The 22,081-nt window shown below is 40.2% G+C and carries 13 protein-coding genes and 2 pseudogenes; 3 read left to right on the top strand and 12 right to left on the bottom strand.

Features of this window, described 5'->3' with window-relative positions:
• Nucleotides 1-154: 154 nt before the first annotated feature.
• Nucleotides 155-667, bottom strand: coding sequence for a DoxX family protein (locus FNL97_RS06915; RefSeq protein WP_143415264.1), 513 nt, complete (start codon nucleotides 665-667; stop codon nucleotides 155-157).
• Between the two features lie 257 nt (nucleotides 668-924).
• Here FNL97_RS06915 and FNL97_RS06910 point away from each other — a divergent pair, with 257 nt between their 5' ends.
• Entirely contained in the window at nucleotides 925-1,266 is a 342-nt protein-coding gene (locus FNL97_RS06910; RefSeq protein ID WP_143415263.1) for a winged helix-turn-helix transcriptional regulator, read from the top strand.
• Nucleotides 1,267-1,317: 51 nt separating this feature from the next.
• On the opposite strand, the gene FNL97_RS06905 is transcribed toward FNL97_RS06910, so the two are convergent.
• From FNL97_RS06905 to FNL97_RS06890, 4 genes are all read right to left on the bottom strand, one after another.
• Entirely contained in the window at nucleotides 1,318-1,515 is a 198-nt protein-coding gene (locus tag FNL97_RS06905; RefSeq protein WP_062677841.1) for a hypothetical protein, read from the bottom strand.
• A gap of 203 nt (nucleotides 1,516-1,718) precedes the next feature.
• Nucleotides 1,719-3,179 carry a sodium/proline symporter gene (locus FNL97_RS06900; RefSeq protein WP_143415262.1) on the bottom strand — a complete coding sequence of 487 codons (1,461 nt, stop codon included), beginning with the start codon at nucleotides 3,177-3,179 and terminating at the stop codon, nucleotides 1,719-1,721.
• Between the two features lie 24 nt (nucleotides 3,180-3,203).
• Complete coding sequence (locus tag FNL97_RS06895) at nucleotides 3,204-4,169, bottom strand: ornithine cyclodeaminase family protein (protein ID WP_143415261.1); 966 nt, start codon at nucleotides 4,167-4,169, stop codon at nucleotides 3,204-3,206.
• A 46-nt stretch (nucleotides 4,170-4,215) separates the two neighbouring features.
• Nucleotides 4,216-5,379: an NAD(P)/FAD-dependent oxidoreductase gene (locus tag FNL97_RS06890; protein WP_143415260.1), complete on the bottom strand. Its 1,164-nt coding sequence runs from the start codon at nucleotides 5,377-5,379 to the stop codon at nucleotides 4,216-4,218.
• Nucleotides 5,380-6,042: 663 nt separating this feature from the next.
• Between FNL97_RS06890 and FNL97_RS06885 the strand changes: the two genes are divergently transcribed.
• Nucleotides 6,043-7,284, top strand: a complete 1,242-nt coding sequence (locus FNL97_RS06885) for an aminopeptidase (protein WP_143415259.1) — start codon at nucleotides 6,043-6,045, stop codon at nucleotides 7,282-7,284.
• A gap of 618 nt (nucleotides 7,285-7,902) precedes the next feature.
• Here FNL97_RS06885 and FNL97_RS06875 read toward each other — a convergent pair.
• Genes FNL97_RS06875 through FNL97_RS06865 form a run of 3 tightly spaced genes read right to left on the bottom strand, consistent with a single transcriptional unit; the run spans nucleotide 7,903 to nucleotide 16,938 of the window.
• Complete coding sequence (locus FNL97_RS06875; protein WP_143415258.1) at nucleotides 7,903-11,049, bottom strand: DEAD/DEAH box helicase family protein; 3,147 nt, start codon at nucleotides 11,047-11,049, stop codon at nucleotides 7,903-7,905.
• Between the two features lie 14 nt (nucleotides 11,050-11,063).
• Entirely contained in the window at nucleotides 11,064-14,063 is a 3,000-nt protein-coding gene (locus tag FNL97_RS06870) for a site-specific DNA-methyltransferase (RefSeq protein WP_015864214.1), read from the bottom strand.
• 37 nt (nucleotides 14,064-14,100) lie between these two features.
• A complete protein-coding gene (locus FNL97_RS06865) occupies nucleotides 14,101-16,938 on the bottom strand; it encodes an SNF2-related protein (RefSeq protein WP_286173505.1) in 2,838 nt (945 codons plus the stop codon).
• A 276-nt stretch (nucleotides 16,939-17,214) separates the two neighbouring features.
• Between FNL97_RS06865 and FNL97_RS06860 the strand changes: the two genes are divergently transcribed.
• The gene (locus FNL97_RS06860; protein ID WP_143415256.1) at nucleotides 17,215-18,093 is read left to right on the top strand and encodes an IS982 family transposase; all 879 of its coding nucleotides are present in this window, start codon (nucleotides 17,215-17,217) and stop codon (nucleotides 18,091-18,093) included.
• A gap of 101 nt (nucleotides 18,094-18,194) precedes the next feature.
• On the opposite strand, the gene FNL97_RS06855 is transcribed toward FNL97_RS06860, so the two are convergent.
• From FNL97_RS06855 to FNL97_RS06840, 4 genes and pseudogenes are all read right to left on the bottom strand, one after another.
• Nucleotides 18,195-18,524, bottom strand: coding sequence for a hypothetical protein (locus FNL97_RS06855; protein WP_172713568.1), 330 nt, complete (start codon nucleotides 18,522-18,524; stop codon nucleotides 18,195-18,197).
• A gap of 397 nt (nucleotides 18,525-18,921) precedes the next feature.
• Nucleotides 18,922-19,476 (bottom strand): annotated as a pseudogene (locus FNL97_RS06850) (GTP-binding protein); the annotation flags it as partial.
• A gap of 41 nt (nucleotides 19,477-19,517) precedes the next feature.
• Complete coding sequence (locus FNL97_RS06845; protein ID WP_143415254.1) at nucleotides 19,518-20,600, bottom strand: RNA-guided endonuclease InsQ/TnpB family protein; 1,083 nt, start codon at nucleotides 20,598-20,600, stop codon at nucleotides 19,518-19,520.
• A gap of 125 nt (nucleotides 20,601-20,725) precedes the next feature.
• Nucleotides 20,726-22,018: pseudogene (locus FNL97_RS06840) on the bottom strand (dynamin family protein); the annotation flags it as partial.
• Between the last annotated feature and the right edge of the window lie 63 nt (nucleotides 22,019-22,081).

Genomic DNA, 22,081 nt, shown 5'->3' with positions numbered 1-22,081 from the left:
GGAAAATATCGTTGCATGTATTTGTTCTGCCAACACACGAAACATCCAATTTCACCTTTATATATATTTCAGGGAGATTTCGCTTATACGCAGGAATAAAAAAATAGGCCGAGCACTTTCTAAAACCGTAAGTGCACGGCCGTTGATCATCCATCTATCTATGAAACGCAACTGGGCGATGTGGACGAGGCGTTTTGTTCATAAATTTACGAATGTAAGAAATCGCCCAACGATCGAGACCATATCTTCCTGCGTTCGCACCTGCAACAAGGATGAACATAGTTAGTAAAATCATTTGCGGATTGGTGCTAGTTGTTCCAGAGAACATGAATGCGAAGTTCATGACTGCTCCCATCAGCGCAGCAAACGTTGTAAAAAGACCAAGAATAAGTGCAATACCTACTAATAATTCACCCCAAGGCACTAACACATTGAACACCTCGACGTTTGGCAAGGCAAAATGTTCGATAAAAGCAGCCCACCAACTTTGTACGGCTGGATGCTCACCAGATGCTTTTGCGAGCGCGCCTTTTAAAAATCCTGTTGCGTCAAATCCATCCACTATTTTATGCCATCCTGCCGTGATCCAAGCATATCCAAGATATAAGCGAAACAATGTTAGTATTGCAGCAGAGCTTGCATGTTCGCGCAGCCATTTTACAAACATGTTTCATCCCCTCCCATTTTTTTGTTCCTTACACTTATATCGTACTATTTTTTATAGGGATGAAAATGATTTTGTTCACTATTTCACAATTTCTTAATAAAGTTTTGACAACTTCGCAACGAAACGGGAAGGATGAAATCGTGCGCAAGCGGTTACATCCATATAGCATTTTCCGTCTTTTCCTTTTTTTTAATATATCGTAAAATAGAACTATAATAACGGTGAACGTATTCAATATATTCTTAAAGGTGGGAAATATGAGGAAAAAAATGATACAAACGTCCTGTTCTCCATCGAATTTATGCCCTAAATTCGAAGCCGCAATGAAATTATTAAGCAAACGATGGGTCGGCCTTATTATTAGTCAATTGTTAGAAGGAAAAACGCGCTTTTCCGAAATCGAAGCGTCGATTCCAATCAGCGGGCGCCTGCTTTCAGAACGATTAAAAGAGTTAGAGGAAGAAGGAATTGTAAACCGCAACGTATATCCGGAAGTGCCAGTGCGTATTGAATATACGTTGACCGAAAAAGGGCGTGCTTTGCAAACGGTAATTGAAGCGATTGAAGAGTGGGCCCAAACATGGGTTGATGTTGAATGATAGCGATTACATGAGATGGCATATACGTAAAATCCAGTTTGAAACTGCCTTTTACGTATATGTCAACAAACGGTCCACCCCTTTGAATTCTAAAGCGAGGAAAGCCTGCTCCACTTTTTCTTTGTCTACGTCCCACTTCGCCTCCTCGATTCGCAACGCTATCGGAAGATCACAATAAATTTTCGCTAGTTTTCTAGAAAGATGCAACATCTCTTCATGCTCTTGCAACTTTTGGCTCGTTTGCGTCATGGTTGTTTTCTCCTTCCGGGTATTGTTAACATAACATTTTTATTGTATAAATAGTGGTAATTTTATTGTAATCTCTTTTCTACATTGGTTTCCAGCATTCATTTCGTTATAACATAAATCGCTTGTCTGTGTTGAATGTTTGCGTAAAGGAAACACCTCCTCAACGATGAATGGAGATGTTTCCTTTTAACAATTATGAAATATTATATGGTTGTTTCAGTCGGAATTTCTTTCATTTCTTCTTTATCTGGGAAAAGGAGACTAAATAGAACCCCAGCGAGCATGGCAATAAAGAAAGTCGTAAAACGTGAGCTGATGATTGCTTCAAGAGGTGAGGAAATCCAAATAATCGTGCTGGCAAACCCGGCAATGATCGTCGCAATCACACCAATACCGGAATATCGTTTCCAAATGAACGTCAAAATGATCGCCGGCGACAGCGTACATCCGACTCCCGCCCACGCCCAGCTGACGACAAGATAGACTAGCGATTTAGACGTTAACGCAATGATTAGCCCTGCTATTCCCGCAATAATGACAACAATTCTTGAAATTTTCACCAATTGTTTTTCTGTTAATTTCACTCCTAACGCGTTTCGAATGATATCTTCACTAATGGAGCTAGTGACAACGAGAAGCTGGGAGTCGGCTGTGGAAATGATCGCAGCAAGAATGCCAGACAGCAATATTCCGGCAATCCACGGCGGCAAAAGATCCAACACCATATGCGGTAAAACCGTTTCTACATCAGCAAAATGATGGCCTTGATACAACGTAATGGCGGTAATTCCGATTAAAAACGCGCCACTATAAGCTAAAAGCGTCCATACAATCGCCACGATGCTGGCGGTTTTGGCCTCTTTGCCATTCTTCAACGCCATAAAACGCGCGCTCAATTGCGGCTGGCCGCCAAGAAAGCCAAAAAACCAAGCAAAGTTATTAAACAGCAATAATCCTAAGGCGAATCCCGTCACTCCGCCAGTCCACGAATCAATCCCCGGCTCAGCGGCTTGCAGCGCCTGGCTGATGGATAAATCTCCGCTATAAATATGAAACAAAGCAACAATCGGAAGCACTACCAGCGTCGCAAGCATGATTAAGCTTTGAATCATATCCGTCCATACAACACTTATAAATCCTCCTACATACGATAAAACAACCACGATGATTGTGCTGATAATCATTCCAATCACAGGATCAATACGAAAAACAGTGAAAAGGGTTTTTCCCGCTCCTGCAATTTGTGCGCCAAAATAAAACATCATAAAGCTAAGAATAAGAATTGTAGAAATCCATAAAATTATTTTTCCGTGCGCTCCAAACCGCTTAGCTAAATAACCCGGCAATGTCAGCACTTTATAATTATTTGCTTCTTCCATAAACCTCCTTGCTAAAAACAGCCATGAAAAGATAATTCCTAGCGAAATTCCGATTGCTACCCAAATTCCCGATAAACCGGTCGCAAACACAAAGCCCGTATATCCTAACAGCAGCCAAGCAGATTCGCCGGTAGCTCTTTCCGAAAATGCTAAAGCCCATCCTGGAAGCTTTTTTCCGCCTAAAAGAAAATCGGAATGGTTAATATCTCTTTTACTATACAAGTAACCAATGACTAACATAAATAAACAATATAGAATAAATTCAACCATAATGATCGTTTGCAATGGAGCTCACTCCTTTTGGCAGGTTTACAAATGGACGTACGCACCCGTCTGTTTTGCCATTGCTCTTTCATACATCATTTCCGCAACAACAAGGTCAAACAGCGCCATGCCAGTAGACTTGAAGATAGTCGGACAATCTGCTTGAAAAGTATGATTCACCTTGTTTGTGACGACTTTAGAAAAAGCAATCATTTGCAATTCCGTTAGCCAACTCCGTTCCATTGGATAGCGGATATCTCCACTTTCTTTTATGGCATCGAGCGTATCGACAAATATGCATATCGCGTTTTTATATAACGCATCAGGAAATTCTCTCATATGAGGCTGGTATGACCCGATTCCAACAATTAATTTGCCGTTCCATATATTTGTTTCATCTGGCAACACAGGCATTGATGATGTCGTAGCGGTGATAATTACGTCGGAGTGTTGAACTAAATCGAGTGGTTGTGCGGCAATGTGGATTTCCACTTCCGATGGAAGACGGTTTTTCAGTGCGGCAATAAAAGCAGGATACTTTGAAGATGTTCGATTATATAAGTAAATGCGGTCAATGTTGCGGATCGCGCAAACGGCTAGCAATTGATATAGCCCTTGATATCCGGTGCCGATTAGTCCGACGTTTTTTACATCGGCTGGAGATAAATAATCTACCGCTAATCCCCCTATCGCTCCCGTGCGCAAACCCGTTAAGGCAGCACCATTGAACAGCGCCTTCGGACACCCTGTTTGACGGTCCATTAATATAACGATTCCTTGCGTTACAGGATGCTGTTGATTACCCAGGAAAACGCTTACAATTTTCAAACTAAACGATTGATGGGCAATCGAAGGCATTAACAAAAATGTATTTTCATTGTCTTGAAGCTGAGTTCTTAGCGGCATTTCGTACTGTTTATTCTCATAGAGACGGTATGCCCGCTCCATCGCTTCCATGACATCTTTCATCGAAACGGTTTCGAGCATTGTTTTTTCATCAAGCACTAACATTGCGTATCCTCCTTTCCTCTGCTTATGGAAACATGCCTTACAGCATTTACACAACAGCATCTTCCAACACGGGATCGTTTTCCGCAAACCGCTCAAAACGCAAAGGAGTGAGATCAATCGTTTTATATTTTCCGTAATAAATTAATTCAGCCAGTCCTATACCGACTCCCGGAGCCTGCTGCATGCCATGCCCGCTAAATCCGAGCGCCATATAATACCCATGCAGTGACGGATGTTTTCCGATAATGGCGTTATGGTCTGCCGTATTAAAGCTATACAGTCCTGCCCACGCCGCTGTTACCTTCACCGCTTCAAAGTTTGGAATGCGCTGCGCCAAAATCGGCCACATTTGTTCATAAAACAAGGAACGTGTCACAGTGAAATCAATTCCCGGCTTTGTATCTTCGGAAAAGCCCGATAAAATTTTACTTCCTTCATGGCGGAAATACACGCCGGTTGGATCAATGGTCAGCGGCAATTCCTTTTTTAACGGTGTTGCTACGTCAAATTGGAAAATTTGCCGTTTTAACGGATGGACCGGCAACGGAACTCCGATTTTTTCGCTAAGATATACTCCCCATGCCCCGGCGCAGTTGATCACGGTCGGAGAGTGATGCACGGTGCCATCTACAAGCCGAACTCCGCTCACTTTGTTTTCATCGGTTGTAATTGTCTCTACTTCTTTATAAATATATTCCACTCCTAATCGCTGGGCATTTTTCTTATATCCTTGCATAACCGAATAAGGATCTAAATAGCCATCTTCATGGCAATAAAGCCCGCCCGCTAAATCATCGATATTTAGTTCGGGAATGATGTTCAGCAACTCTTGGGCTGATAATACTTGCGACGGAACGCCGTATTGGTTTTGCAGCGAGCAATGTTTTTTCAACGATGGAAGCATTTCTTTCGTAGCCAAAAAGAGATATCCGTTTTGACGAAAATGAATCTCCGCCGGTTCGCCATCGATCGCCATCGTTTCAGGAAATTGCTTATATATTTGCAGGCTATATCGACTTAATTGAATGTTGATCGGCGTCGTGTATAGCTGTCGAATTCCTCCCGCGCTTCTTGGCGTAGACGAAAACTCGTACAAAGGGTCTTTTTCAAAGACAACAATTCTGCCATCAAAGCCAATTTTTCGAAGATGAAAAGCTACGCTCGACCCCATTACTCCCCCGCCGACAATGATAATATCCGCTGTTTTCATCCAAATTCTCCTCCCTCCATAGACATACAGCCCTGTCTGCCTATCATTGCTTCCGCTCATTCGTTGCACGCCCTTCAACATTAAAAATAACTCGCGACGATGCTCCCTCCTTTCGTAAACGAAACTCATCACAGCAAAACAAAAAGCCAGTATAAACCATCACACACAATGACGATACTGGCTGATGTCTACTGGGCGCATCATCGGTAAAGACGATGCAAATAGACTACACAGTATTTCGATTTCCTTTTCTCCAACGAGACATGGTTATTATTCAAATTATTCCGCATCTACAATCATTATGCGTCTTTCATAAACAAAATAAGAGCTTGGCATATTAGAAACGACTATAAGGATGCTAATTGATTCGTTATTTCGGCCAACCGTAACCGTTTTAGAGAATGATGGATAGAAAGCAAAATAATATTCGCGTTGAAATCCATTGAATGAACCTCTTCTACCTACATTCCATCTTGAGGTGATAAACTTCTTGAGAAAAACGTTAAACTAACATCAATGGCTGTATCTTCGTCTTATACTTTCTGACCAATTGTTTCTCGCCTTTTTAGCAATACCAATTCATCCAAATATTTGAATGTTCCGAGTTCTTCATATATAATAAAATTCTACATAAATAATTATGAAAAGCGAGGAGTGAAAAACGTGAGCAATTGGGAGCAAAATTTAGAAAAATATGCCGCGCTTGCTGTTCAAGTCGGCGTCAACGTCCAAAAAGGTCAAACGCTTTTTGTGAACGCCCCGCTTGAAGCCGCGCCGCTCGTGCGGAAAATCGCAAAAAAAGCATATGAAGTCGGCGCCAAACACGTCTATGTCGAATGGAATGACGAAGATCTTACATACATTAAATTCAAATATGCTCCCGACGAAGCGTTTTTGGAATATCCAATGTGGCGTGCGAAAGGAATGGAACAGCTTGCGGAAGAAGGAGCGGCATTTTTATCCATTTATTCGCCAAACCCGGATTTATTGAAAGACATTGATCCGAAACGAATCGCAACAGCAAATAAAACCGCATCTCAAGCATTACGCAATTATCGCAGTGCCTTAATGGCGGATAAAAACTGTTGGTCATTGATCTCCGTTCCTACGCCGGCGTGGGCGAAAAAAATATTTCCAGACCTCAGCGAAGAAGAAGCGATCGACAAGTTATGGGAGGCGATATTCCGCATTACCCGCGTCGACCAGGACGACCCTATCCAAGCGTGGCAGCAACATAACGACCGACTCGCCAAAATCGTTGATTACTTAAACAATAAACAATATAAACAACTCATCTATGAAGCGCCTGGAACAAACTTAACGATCGAACTTGTAGAAAACCATGTATGGCATGGCGGTGCGGCCGTCAGCGAGAAAGGCGTTCGTTTCAACCCGAACATCCCGACAGAAGAAGTGTTTACGATGCCGCATAAAGACGGAGTAAACGGAATAGTGCGCAATACAAAGCCGCTTAATTATAACGGCAACCTGATAGATGGATTTACCCTTACGTTTAAAGATGGAAAAGTCGTTGACTTCACTGCTGAAAAAGGATATGAAATATTAAAGCATTTATTGGACACGGACGAAGGTGCGCGCCGGTTAGGAGAAGTGGCACTCGTTCCACATCAATCACCGATTTCCACATCGAATTTAATTTTCTATAACACATTGTTCGATGAAAACGCGGCATGTCACCTAGCGCTCGGAAAAGCATACCCAACGAACATTCAAAACGGCACCGCTATGTCCAAAGAGGAACTCGACAAACATGGTGTCAACGATAGCCTCATCCATGAAGATTTTATGGTTGGCTCTGCCGAACTAAACATCGATGGCGTCACGAAAGACGGCAAGCGCGAACCAATTTTCCGCAACGGAAATTGGGCGTTTGAATGGAAATAATGGTGGAAGTGATGCGTTTACCACACGTTGATCATAAAACTGAAAATTTGCGCTTCAAATAAGTTATCTAACTTACTAGCCACGTCTTTCTGCATACTTGGGAGGACGTGGCTATATTGATTTAATGTGATGTGGGTTGAAGAGTGTCCCAATCGTTCTGATATTACTTTTGCATTCACATTTTGTTACATCGTTATTTATTTTCAATGGAAATGTATATTCATCAAGCAAAAATGTTCTTATTTTTCTTTTTCTGTTAAGTGTAATCATATCGGAAATTTTTGTAGGGAGTGGCTGAAAGAGTTTCACATGTACATGAAAATGAAAAAAGGTGTTTAGATTTTTAATATCCCCACCTCTACATCTATATCAATTAAAGCGCCCGCTAACCAACCATAAAGTGAGCTTCACTACAGATGATGGAAGGTAATTCGTTCTTCTGTGAGAGCTTAAAAAGAAACAACACCATTCTTTAACAGAGACATTCTTGTTAATTTTTGGAACAACAATGCATTAAAATAAGCTGTATTGTCCATGCTATTAGGTTCATATCTTTGTATACCACCCATTTTCAGGGTAGCCTATAAAAAAGCAGAGGTAACTTGAAGCTACCTCTGTTTATGCTAGAATCTTGTTAATCATCTTACCAATGTATGTTGCTTTGTCCTCTACTTGGAACAATACATTAAAGTTCTCAAGCTCTTCTTTGCTTAACTTTGTTCCTGTATTTAAGAGATTTACATATTCCGTATTTGAAATGATGAACGAGTTCAGCACAATGGAGCTATTCCCAAGTTCAGCTTCTTTCTCCTTGATGGTCCGGTAAAACTGGATTTTCTTATCATACACAGACATGTTTCTTATGCCTTTGGGGTCAACAAATGTGATGTATTGCTTACCCTGATAGAGAATCCATAAGATAAAATCCGGATGGAAATTTCCCGCTTCGAAGAATCCAATTCCTTTACCTCTTGATTGATTACGTAGCAAATATAACTCTTTGTCTTGGAAGAAGATTTTATTCTTCTCATAGTAAGCTCGTAAATCATTAATAAATTGGTATTCACCCTTGTTCAGTGGTTTCGGTGATACAGTAGCCACATTGCCCTCTAGATAAATTAGAGGTTTATAAAGATGTTGCTCAAAATCAAATATTTCCATTGTACCATGTTGAACCGGCTTCATGTTGTTTGATTCAAGCATCTTCTGAAGCTGCTCTAGCTTTGTTTTCAAGGTCGTTTCAGATGTATCATAAGTTACGCGATACTCACGAATAAAGTTCTTATCCTCTTCGTTTAAATCCTTGTACCCCATAAAAGGAGCTTCCCACTCTTTTTTTCGGTACAAATAATATTGCTCACAATACTTCTTCAATAGGGAAATTGCAATCTCTTCCCATCTTTTGACCTTTTGAAAAGAATCAAAGACCATCTCCGCTTTCGGAATATAAAGGATATACCAATCCTGTCTGTTGAGTAGTTCTTTAATCTTTTCTTTTGAAAGCTTGAGATTGTACCAAGAACGTTCATTTTTAAACTTTTGAAGTTCAAAATATATCCGGTCTATATCCATGAATGCAAGGTGCATGGACTCTAACTTACACTCATCCATTACATCAGGTATTACCGATGCTTGTGAAGAGAACTGTTTTCGGCTTTCTGTCCTCTGAATTTTAGGGTACCAATTCAATATTACTTTTAAATTCATTTCTTCGGTCGCTGGTTCAAGGGAAGGTTTTGGCCCCTTTTTCTTAAAGGAGTTGATATCGATATCCTTTAGGGCAAGGGTTTTTAAGTTTATCTTTCTTCTTGCGTAATCAGGAATAACTTTTAAGTGTATGGTTTCCTTATCGTTATCCGTTTTTATTCCTTCATCCTCAAGGTATTCTCTAAACTGCTGCATATAATCAGCTCGAACACCAAAAATATTAAGTGTTTCTAAAACCTTAATATGATGTGGAATATCTGTATTTTCTAATCGTAAAGCTTCACTTCGCTTCAAACTCATCCCATATCCTTTAAGGCGTACACCACGACCAAAGAGTTGAATAATCTCCGCACCTTCACCCCTCCCCATATTCATTAGCCCCATGGTACTTACCCGCCAGCTACTCCAACCTTCTGTAAACTTCTTGGAACCAATCAGTACATGAATGTCCGATTCACGCTCATTTAACCGATGAAACAAAGAATCTCTAAATTGTTCTTCCGTTACATGTAACTCAGGATACGTTTCACATAGTTTGCATAATGCCGCGGCGTCACCTACATTGATAACACCAAATGGCTTATTGTCCCCCAATCGTAAAGCAATTTCATTGTCTACTCCCTTCAAATTCACAACATGTAACACTGCTCCAGAATGACTTGCATGGAAGACTGTAGATAACATATCCGCGTATAGAGCTTCCGGGGTCATTTCCAACGTTGTTAAATAGGTAAATGCATTACGGAATATTTCCCTGCCTTTTTCGTCCCGTAAACCAGCATTACCATTCATTAACCGCTCTAGATATGATATACTTCGTCTTTCTTCTTTTGCAAATTGTGCAATGAATAAAAGAACATCTGTTACGTCAGAAACCTTTTTCCCTCTTTCTCTTCTAACTGCATTTACACTACTTCCTACAAACACTAATAAAGGTTTTTCAATCAGAAAAGGTCGTATAGAATGCTCATGCTCTTGATATAGCTTAAGCTGTTGATAGAATGTTACCAAACATGCTGTTAAGTAGAGACGACGAATATCCTCATTTGAATCATCAGCCAAATTCAGGATTTGAAAATCCTTTCCGAATCCATCCCTATAGAAATAACGGTAGGAGTAATCAAATAAGATACACTTGGCGTATTCTTGTTGTAAGTCCTTATTTCCTGAAACTGCTTGACCAAATGTTGCCGAATATTCGAATGCAAACCCTTGTTCACTTAAACGGTCTCGCATTCTCTTCCACTCTTGTCCACGTGAACCACGATGTCCCTCATCCACAAGAACCAAATTGTTACCTTCGAATGTATCAACGGCTACCGTCTTTTCCCCGGACTCCTCTCTGATTCTTTGGATATTAATGATGGTCACACTTTGCTGACGGAACAGGCTACCCTGGTCTTTATCAAACAATTCTGCATCGATTCCAGAAAGCTCAAATTCTCTTAAATGCTGAATGGATAAGTCCTCCTTTGGAGTAAGAAGGATAATTTGATTTAGCTCATTTTCTTTACGATGCTTTGATAAGTAATGCAAATATTGTAATATGTTCACATGCATCAATAGCGTTTTTCCAGAACCTGTTGCGTTCCAAAAGGCTAACTTATTTAAGTCCTCTCGGCTGTACTTGTCAATTTGAGCATTTTCCTTTGCATTGAATGTATCTAAGAAGTTATTTAACTCATTCAACAACGCTTCTGGGTCCGTAAAATAACGGTCCAGATATATTTCTGTAAACAAGAGGGATAAATATTGGAAGTATTTCCACTTAATCGCTTCTTTTCTCTTTAGATTGATACGCATTGTATGTCTTACAATATTTTCATCATACTGACGTAACATCTCATTACTTAACTTTTGACGGTCAAAAGTCCGATTGGAAAGAAAGTGGTAGAAGTGGGATATGTTATCACTATCCCACCCCTCTAATTCCGGCTCTTTCATCCCCATTACTAAATCATCAAAATCATCCGCTTCAAATAAATGAAGCATAAAACGGTTCAAAACAAGCCGTTTGTTAAAGGGAATAGTAGTTGCTCTGTTTGAATTTCTCGGCATCTCGATTCCCCCCTTTACACATCTTGCACATCAAACATGAGACGCTTAAATTCTTCTTCAATTAGTTTTACTTTCCACATGTCCCCTTGCAATTTGATGTTTTCTAAGTGATTGTCACCATTAACATAGATATAGTCAAACTCGTTATCACGGGTATTATACTTGCTTTTAGTAAAGAACCTTTCCAAATCCTCATTTGACTTCTCTTTTAGATTTCTCCAGATAATGAGTGCTCTCTCTCCAGTAGGCAATTCTCCCTTAATCACTTTAAATCCTTGAACGACTTCCATTTGCCGAACTGTAAGTCCTAGCAAATAATTAAAAGTTTCTACCACATCGACCGTTCTTACTGTCGTTTCTGTACCGTCGGAAATTTTTAATTTGTAATCAAACGGATTTTCGAATACATCAAGATTTAAGAGCGAAGCGCTATCTTTCGTTTCGATATCAAGCATATAGGATAGAAGGTACTCCTCACGAGTTTCTGTTGGCATCAAGTCCAATGCCAATTGTTGTTGCTCTGTTCGTTTAATTTCGAGATTGTTTAATGTATCTTCATAAGACTCAAGGCGAATATACTTGAACATATGACTAATGCCCTCGCGAGAGACAGGTTTACCGTCTTTCCAATCTTTTGAGTAAATGACTTTTTGTATTCGAGGTTTTAATACTGTATCAAAGTATTCGCCCATTTCAATAAGCACATATTTTCGGTTTCCGTTATCCTCTCGATTTAAAGATATTACTGCATGACCCGTTGTTCCAGACCCAGCAAAATAATCAATAATTAATGCTCCTTCTTCATCATATGTCGAAGCATCTACAATATCTGAAACAGTATATAATGATTTTGGATACGAAAACAAACCATTTACTCCAAATAAATCCGATATTAAATTTGTCCCGTGAGTTCCAGCATTGTATTTTTTATCTATCCAATTACTAAATAATGTAACTCTCTTTTTATTGTGATTTATCACTTGATAAATCGTTAAGTTCGGTGAACAATATAATCCGTTATTTTCTAATGCCCGACATGCGCCCTCATACGATAATCTCCATACCCTTTCACTTCCATCCCTACTCAAAGGGTATACTCTAACCCATCCTTCTTCTGTCTTCCCCTTTGGATAATCACTTCCAGTGGGAGGTTTCTCTATTCCCTTAATTTCAAAGGTTGCCTCATCGACCAAAATTGCATAAAAACTATTAGGGCGTCCATATCTAAAATTATTCTCAGCGGTACCGCTTCGCATAAAACTCCTATGTTCTACATAATCCTCTTTCACACTTCCCCTTAAAATATCCATTCCTTTAGGAGTTAAGACTACCGCATATTCATGGGTTCGTGAAATGTTTTTCCCTCCACTTCCCTGGGGATGATGATTAACAACAATAATGTTTCTCTCATAACTCGGAAGTATATTATCTACTAATTGACATAAATGAACTAGTTCATAATCATCTATTGCAATAATAATAACCCCTTTATCTTTTAGGAGGTTTTTGGATATATTTAATCTATTTTCAATTAAACTAAGCCATGAAGAGTGTTTAAAATTATTTTTATAAAGAATTTCAGAAGGCCCTGTATTATAAGGTGGGTCAATATAGATACATTTAGCCTGTCTCTCATAACGTTTTCTTATTAGGTTAAGTCCTTGGAAATTCTCACTTCTGATGAGTACGCCATCTAATTGGCCTTCAATATCGTCAATTCCCATTAATAATTTTTCAACAAATGACCTATCAAAAAATTTGGTATCCAAAACCAAATATGGATTTGATTTCAGAAACTCTACTGTTAATGGCTCACAATAACCGGAAATATCCTCAATAGCAAATAAACGTTTCCACTCTTCAATTTGCTCAAAATTCTGCACAATTTCTGGGTATAATTCCTCTGGTACACGGTCCAGCGTGACACAATAATTTGTCTCCACAACAAACTTCTTTTTCAACCAAAGTTTTTTCTGGAAATTTTCGATTTGCTCTAAGAATTTAATGATTTTATGTCCGATACTTTTGATAACCTTTATTTTGGATAAATATTGCTCAATTTGAGCTTCGTTTTCCGTATCTAAATCATCCAAGTGCATAATTTCATTCTTGATATAAAAGTCTAATTCACGTCTCAGAAAGCCGCCGAGGTCTTTATGAATAAAATAGTCAAAAGTATTTTTAGTAGTATAGTCATTTAAATGCTTCTCAAGCAATGTTCGTTCCTTGTTTTTCTCTGTTGGTGCCAACGTGCATAACTCTTGAATCCAATCAGTGTAACCTTCAGTTCTTAAAATCTTCTCGATAGCCCGTTGATTTAACACCGCTTGTTTCTCTTTATCCACTCTGTATACAAAACGAATATAAAGTTCCCCCTGCTCCTCATACAAAGGGGATTCTTCACATAGGATAAACCGACGTTCTTTTCCCTCTTGTTCTTTATTATTGTCTTGCTCTGTAGATGCCTCTGTTAGAACAAAGTGTACCTTTTTCCCAGAAGGTAGCTTAAATGAATAGTCCCTAAAATACTCAGAAGTTTTGACATAATATTGGTCAGCGTTGGCCCAGTAGAGCTTAACTTCTTCTCCTTCATAAGGAATAGCATATGTATCTTTCTTATATCTACGTTGAGAGACAAAATCTCCTTTATCATAGTAACGGCCAAAGAAAGTAATTAAATGAGAATACACTTCATTCTCTAACACACTAATGTCGACACTTTGAGACAACTTTTCTTGCAAAGCCTTATATTTTGGAGATGTTTCTGGCTCAACTCCTGCGTCTTGTAAGCTTTTCTTGAGCTGCTCTAATTCTTTGCGAATATTCACTTGGTCAACACTTTGATACTTTTCAAATGCCTGTTTTACTTGCGGTAGTAAATCTTGATGAAGAAACTTTCTTATTTCTTCACGTTTTTGGTTCATAATGCGATAAATACCAAAATCTAAATCTTCGTTATCAAACTGAAACATCTCTTCTAACAAACTGATTAGCTGTTCATATTTCGTCTTCATATTACCCTCCTACTTTATTGCTCAATTTATCTATTCATTAAACCACTTTCCAGCGAATCATAAACAATGTTTCTTGTTCAGTTTTCTGTTTCATTCTCTTTTCCAACTCATCAATCAACTGGTCCCGTTTCTCTATGATTTCATCTTCTACATCAAAAATTTGCTGACGTTGTCTCCGCTGTTTTTTCTCTAATTCTCTAATTTTAAGCTGTATTTCATGTTGTTCAACCAATGTAGTAGCATGCCTTTCCTGGCGTTTCAATTCCTTAATTTTTGCCTTGGTATCTGCCAAATCTCTTTCAGCTGATAAAATCAAATCATCGGCCCATTTCTCTAATCGTTCACGTTCCTCTTGGAAGTGGCGGTTATTTTTTTCAAGTGACTTGGCAATGGTTGCTGCAACGTGACGTTCTGCCTCACTAATCAATCGTTTTTCGACTGACTTCGGCCAGTCTTTAAGAGGATAAACTTTAGCTTGGCAATTAAAGAGTTTCTCGCATACTTCTTGGTCAATCGGTTCTCCGTCATCCGTGAAAGCATTAAAAAGCAGGTACTCTTCTGTTTCGTAGGATTCAATAGTAAGTTTGTTCAAAATTAGGTAGCCACTCTTTCCTTTTAAAGCTTCCACGACACTGATTTTCACAGGGTGATTCGTGATATCAAACACGAGCTCAGCTGGTGGAGTAGGTAGAGCTTTACCGGCTTCAATTACATACTCCCCCAAAGGATGGGAAAGACGGTAAAGTGTTGCCTTTTCTAGCTCTTTCCTTCCCTTCGTATTCAATTGGTAATCACCCGTTTCAACACTATGAACAGGTGAATCATTAAGACTGAAAGAAAGCTCTTGTTCATTAAACACAGCTTTGTCTCTTAGTACAAAACGGGTTAATCCCCAAAACATCTTACTAAAACGGTCCAACTGATATTGTGCATCATCTAGATTGATTTTCAAACGAGTATGAACATCTTCGTCAAAATTCTCTAAAAGAGCACGATGTGTTTCAGCCATTCTGCTGGCAATAGATTGTTCAAGCTCTTCTTGTAAAGCTTGAAACCCTTGTTTAATTTCTTCGGGTGTCCGGCACTGTTGATAGATAGCCAGGATACGCTTCTCAAAGTCAACTCCTGATTCAATCGCACCAAGAACCTCATCTGAGGCTCCAAGAACACCAGTGAACAAATTAAATTTTTGTTCGAGCAATTCATAAACACGTTGGTCTGCTTCATTTCGTTGATTGAGGAAGTTTATTACTACGACATCGTGCTTTTGCCCGTAACGATGACAACGTCCGATACGCTGTTCGATTCTTTGTGGATTCCAGGGCAAGTCATAGTTAACCACTAGAGAACAAAACTGCAAATTTACTCCTTCTGCTGCAGATTCTGTGGCAATCATAATCTCTGCTTTTTCACGAAAATACTCTACCAAAGCGGCACGCATATCTGCAGTTCGGGAGCCACTTATTGTTCCGTCCCCACTCTTCCCATGTCTATCCAACCATCTCTCATATATCATCTTGGATTCCGCATCTGTATTGGTTCCATTAAACAATACAATCTTACCAGCATAACCATTGGCCTCAAGGAAGTTTTTCAAATATTCTTGTGTCCTTCTAGATTCTGTGAAAATAAGTGCTTTACGGCTAGCCTGCATCTCCTGCATTTTCTCAAAGCCTAATTTCAAGGCTTTAAGTAATGCACGCGATTTACTATCAATCTGAATCGAACGTGCCCAAAGAATATAACGTTCTAATTCTTTAATTTCAGCTTCAAGCTTTTCCTTGTTAACGTTGATTTGTTCAGCGGTTGCTGCTACCTCTTCCCTATCGTGACCCTCTGTTTCCAATTCCATTCCCTCATCGGACAAGTCAGAACCCATTTCATCTTCTTCAATAATGTTCTCAATCCAGTCTGCCTCCTCCTGTTGTAAAAGACCATCTCGTAACTTCTCAAGACGCTCTTTCATCGTTGTAAGTGTCCCTGCAAGCGCTTGGGAGGATGAAGCAAGTAATTTTCTTATAATCAATGTGGTTAACGTTCGCTGCCTTTGCGGTATAGCATAAGTATCTTCTCGCATTAAAAATTCGGAAATTGCTTGATATAACGCTTGCTCATCGTCACTCGGGTGAAAAGGGAAAGTAATTGGCCTTCTCTCCGTATACTGTATGTATTCTAAAACCTGCCTCCTTAATGTACGATGGCAGAACCCTTTAAGACGCTCTTTTAGAGCCCGTAAATCCCCTTTACTGTTCATGTACTGCGCCCGAAAAGCGGTAATATCTCCAAACAAATGTTCATCAATCAAAAGTGACAACCCGTACAATTCTAACAAAGAATTTTGTAACGGCGTAGCCGTTAAGAGGATTTTCTTTCTGTTTTCAAGCGCCCATTTAATTCCTTGGCCCATTTTGTTGCTGCTTCGATAAACATTGCGTAGTTTATGTGCTTCATCTATGACAACCAAGTCCCATGGTACTAAGCGAATCTCATTTCTCATTTTATTTGCAAACTGGTACGACGTGATGATTATCGAGTTCTGTAGGAAAGGATTTGAGTGCCCCTGTCTTATAGCTTCACGATATGTTTTTGTTTCTAAAATAAGGCTTGGTAAATTGAACTTCTCTTGCAACTCCATACTCCATTGTTTACGGAGTGAAGCAGGACAAATAATTAAGAGTTTTCGTTTTCTCTCGGCCCAAAATTGGCAAAGAATTAAACCAGCTTCAATTGTTTTCCCTAATCCTACTTCATCAGCCAGTAAGACTCCCTTGGATAATGGAGAACGTAATGCAAATAACGCTGCTTCTATTTGATGAGGATTTAAATCAACGGTAGCATCAAACAGGGACCGGGATAACTTCTCGACACCATCCACGACTGAACGTCTCGTTATTTCATATGCATAATATTTCGAATGATATGGTGTACTCATATTCGTTATTTGTCCCTCCCATAGAAAGCATTGTGAAATGCTTACTTTAATTGCCCACTAATCACTTGCATACTACATATATTAAACCATCTATTATAATAATGAAATACTTCAATTAACCCGTGGTGCTAGATAAAATCAGACAAGCATAAAAATAGCCCTTGCATGAGGAACTCCTTAAAATGAAAGTGCAACCAAACATCAAAAGGAGAGGTTCTCATGCAAGAGCACTTTCATTTTACAACAGATCGTGTCAAACTTCAAAAACAATATGCATCGATTTTGCTTTTTGTATCGGCTCAACTATCGAGTATCCAGATTCATCTTCAACGTCGAAATCGTCATTTGTTGAAACAGAAAGACGAAGTCATCATCACCATCCATGTCCTTGGAAAGTTGTTGGGCTTCACTTCCGAACGGGCTTGGCATCGGTTTGTGATTGGGAATTTGTTTCCCAAGGACTTATTCCCTGAGCGTTCTCGGTACAACCGTCGCTGCCGAGCGCTTGGCTTTGCGATCAAGTGGATTCGGCACCAGCTGGCCAAGCGCGGGCAACACCATGCGTATGCGGTCGTGGACAGCTTGCCGATCGAGTTGTGTCATTCAGCTCGAATGCATCGCGTCAAACGGTTTCGTGGAATCGCCGATATTGGCTATTGTGCTTCGAAAAAGATCGCTTTCTATGGGTTGAAACTTCATCTGCAGGCCACCGACCAAGGGCTTCCGATGGGATATGTCGTCACCGAAGCGTCTTGTCACGATCGGGTGGCCGCTGAAACCGTCATGACGCAAATTCCACATCCATATAACCTAGGTGACAAAGGGTACATCAGCCAAAAACTGCCAAAGAAGCTGTACGAAGAGCATCGAGTCGCTTTTTGGACGCCCGTTCGAAAAAATCAGCGAATTCTCCAATCCGACGCATGGAAACAGTGGATGAAACGAAAACGCAAAGTGATTGAAACCGTGTTTTCGATTTTAGTCGATTCGTATCGGATCACCGAGATTCGAGCGAACTCGGTTTCTGGATTTGAAACGGCACTGGATGGTATTTTACTGGCTTACTCGCTTGTTGTTCTTAGGCTAGTTGAGTGTTAAAACTCAACTAGCACCACGGGTATTTTTAATATTTATTCCTATACATAGAGAAATCCAGCATTATTTTCTGACTTAAAATTTTAATTTCAATTCCTTTAGTACTACGATAGTTTAACGTTGGAAGCTGTCATGCCCAGGATAATACCCGCCGTGACCATGATGATAGCCATGACCAGGATAATACCCGCCGTGACCATGATGATAGCCATGACCAGGATAATACCCACCATGACCATGGTGATAGCCATGACCAGGATAATACCCACCATGACCATGGTGATAGCCATGACCAGGATAATATCCGCCATGACCATGGTGATAGCCATGGCCAGGATAATACCCACCGTGGCCATGATGATAGCCATGACCAGGATAATACCCACCGTGGCCATGATGATAACCGTGACCAGGATAACTATCGTAACTTCCAATGAATTGTCTTTCCATTTTATATCTCCCCTTAACTGTTTTTAAAATAGTGTATGCGTCCATATTCAAAGAGGTATAGATTCTTGCCCATTATGACGCTTGCGAAATTGTTGTTTTGATTACGGTTAATATCCTAATGTGCCACAGGAAAATAGCCCCTTTTTCACCTGACTTGCCCTGTTAGTTGAACAACTTTACTCCTTTTTGAATTAAAGCACCGTTATCCAACCATGAAGCAAGCTTCACCACAGATAATGGAAGTTTATTCGTTCTTCCATGGGAGTTGAGGAAGATGGTGATTTTATTCAGAAGTCGGACTTCTATCTTCACCCATAATTTTGATGTTTGTATTTCAACGAAAAAATCGGCCCCATAGACCGATTTTTTCGTTCAATCTCATTATACTTGAAGAACTCTTTTTGCGGAAATGGCAATCCACTCGTATTGGCGGAGCTTCACTTCGAACAATGTTAGCGGATCGCGGTACGTTTCCGGATTCGATCTCATTTTCTCCAGCTCTTCTTCTTTTTCATTGATTTCTTTTTTCGTTTCTTCTACCGTTTGATTCAATACGTCAAACGGGTTTCGGAAGAAGATTGAAATATCTCGTTCCAATGCTTTCTCAAACAATTCGAATTGCAGAAGCAGCTTGTTCACAATAGATTCGGTAACGTCTAAATAATCCTGATTTTCAACAAACTGCTTGTATTTGTTATATAACATCGCATTGTTTTGCTGGAATGCTCCAAACAGCTTGCCGGCACCTTTCAATAAAATTTGATACGGTGTGCGGCGGAGAAAAATATTCACCTTCTCCATTTGCACGCCGCTCGTCATCCGGTCTGCATCCCGTCGCCAGTCATCAAGCACTTTAAAGTCGCAATTCAGCTTAAGCCGCTCTTCCCCATACATCGCATTAAACCCATCGCATATTTCATCCAGGAAAGATTGACAGTCAACTACCCAACGGCTAAAGCCGTGGGCTTGCAGCTAGCCTAATTGGCTGCCGCGTTCGGCTGGTTGACAGCAGCCCTGCGGATGTTTTCCGCAGCCACGTTGTCGGCAGGGGCAGCGTACCCACAAGCTCGACAACAAAACTGATCCCTTGACGGTCTGTTTTCTTTGGCCACATGTCCGCAAACCGGACAGGTGCGGGAAGTATTTTTTGGATGAACCAATACCACCGGCACGCCAGCGATCGCCGCTTTATACTCAATAAACTTTCTCAACTGATAAAAAGACCAAGAAGAGTGTTGACGACGCTGTTGCTTTTTAACCGTTTTCTCGGTGCGTTGGCGGATGCCCTTTAAATCTTCAAGGGCAATGCCGCATCCGAGTGCCTTTGCCTTTTCAACAATCTTCTTGCTAATGCAGTGGTTCACATCACGGGCAAATAGTTTTTCCTTCTTGGAACGCTTTTTAAGCAGGCGTTTCGCTGACTTGGTGCCTTTCTTTTGGAGTTTGGCGCGAAGTTTCGCATGGCGGCGGCGCAGCCCGTTGACCTTCGAGCCGGAAAATACCTCACCGGTGCTATCGACGGCGATATTAATGATGCCAAGGTCCACACCGATAAATCCGTTTTCGGAATTGGGCTGGCCTTCGGGAACGTCCACCACGAGCAGTAAATAAAAAATACCGTTTTGAAGGACTAAATCGGCTTGACCCCGAACACGGTTGCCGCACAGCAAACCTTGATGGTAGCGGCTAATGACCATAGGGATTTCCTTTCTTCCTTGCAAGGTAAGGATGGAAGCATACTCTAACCCTTTAAAGGACAGGATTCTTTCATCATACACGATGGCACCGGTTTCTTTAAAGTTATGCAAGTTTTTTTTATCCAAACGATAGCTTTCCGACACTTTGCCGATGGCACGAACGGTCATTTGGGCAGAGAGGCCAAATTTTTCCCTGACGTCATAGTAGCAAAGCCGCTGGATTTTCGTTTTGGAAAAGGTTCTGGAGCGAAAAGCAATCTCGCTAATATAGTTGCATGCTTGGTTAAACCGTTTCATTGTTTCCAGCAGCGCATGAAACTGTTCAAGAGTTGGCATTAATTTAATCTTGAGAGTGCAGAGCATTCTTGATTCACCTACCTTTCTAAATCCAGTGTACTTACATTGAACGAAAAATTCAATATATACTGAAAATATAAACCCCGCCTTCCTCCCACAGCTAAAGCAGTGGGCTTCCAGCGGATGTTCTCGTGAATTTTACGGAAATCACTGTCTTCTCTAATCAGATTAGAACTTTCTCGTAAAATTTTCGGAATATTTTCCGATAGGTCCGATCTGATTTCCTCCAAGACTTTATGGAACGTTCTCTTGATAATTCGCGCTTTTTCTTCTTTCAAATCCGTTAATTGATGGATTGCACCGTTTAACTTTGTAACCATCTCTTCATTCCATTTAATCGAATCAGCCAGGCTGTTTTCCATTTCTGCCCGTTTATCCAATAAATGATTGATTAATTGACGAATAAAGATTAATATTTTTTCCATTCGATCGTCTTCCGCAATTGGTCTGCTCAAGTTTTTCAAGAACTCGGCCAGATCATTTTGTTGTTTTCTGCTTCTTAAACGTGATGAATAGGCAAACACCCGAGCCTGCGGAATATATGCCCGAACTCTCGAACGAGTGTCTTCAATAATTTCGGCGGCTTCTTGTTCATCATAAATTTCATCGATTTTATTGAGCAGAAAATGAATTGAAAGATTAGGGGCATATTCCCGAATCAGCATTAGGATCTCTTGTTCTTGTTCGGTAAAAGGATCGTTCGCATCAAGCACAAATAATAAACTGTCGGCAAAATGCAGATATTTTAGGGCTTCTTCCATATCATTACGGTCGCTAAATCCCGGCGTATCCATAAGAACTAGCCTGTTTTCCTGCAAAATTGGCGATGGAAGAGAAAACTCCACAATCGCATTGTCAAAATCCTTATTCAGCCGTCTATCTACTGCCTCCTGGAATTCATGGAAACTTGAAAATGTGGTTAATTCTTCATCGGATATTTTTCTAATCTCCGTCTCCTCATTCCCCTTAAATACAATAGCGGAAGATGTCGGAGCAGTTTGGATATTTTCTCCGAGGACCGAATTGATAAAAGCAGACTTTTCAAGCTTGCCTTGGTCTATATAAAGCGAAAATAATTGCAGTGCAACTTCCGATTGCAAGACACTGCTTTCCGTATCAATGGATTTATAAATCTCTTCAGCTGTTGATAATTGCCCGATTTCATGGTAACAATCCGCTATATTTTTCTTCGCCCACGGTTCTAAATCATTATGAACGTTTTCCCATTTGAAAATAGCTGCTTCATAATCTTTGTGATGAAAATATACTTCTCCCTGGGCAAAACGGATGGTGGAGATGTCAGCTGTCTGATCTTTATGCCCGGCAAGAAAAGCTTCTCCGAGCACACGGACAGGATTTTTTTCATCTGCTTCCATCAATGTTTCATAAAATGTTTTTTTGATCAGTTGATTCTCTAACGTCATGTTTATCCCCCGACCTATATATTTTACATACCGTATTATATAGTTATTAAAACTTTCCTGTTT

Origin of the sequence: Geobacillus sp. E263, assembly GCF_007197795.1 — a bacterium.
In the GTDB taxonomy this organism is placed as follows: domain Bacteria; phylum Bacillota; class Bacilli; order Bacillales; family Anoxybacillaceae; genus Parageobacillus_B; species Parageobacillus_B toebii.
Note: the sequence above shows the minus strand (reverse complement) of the source record. Positions and strands in the feature narration are given on the sequence as shown.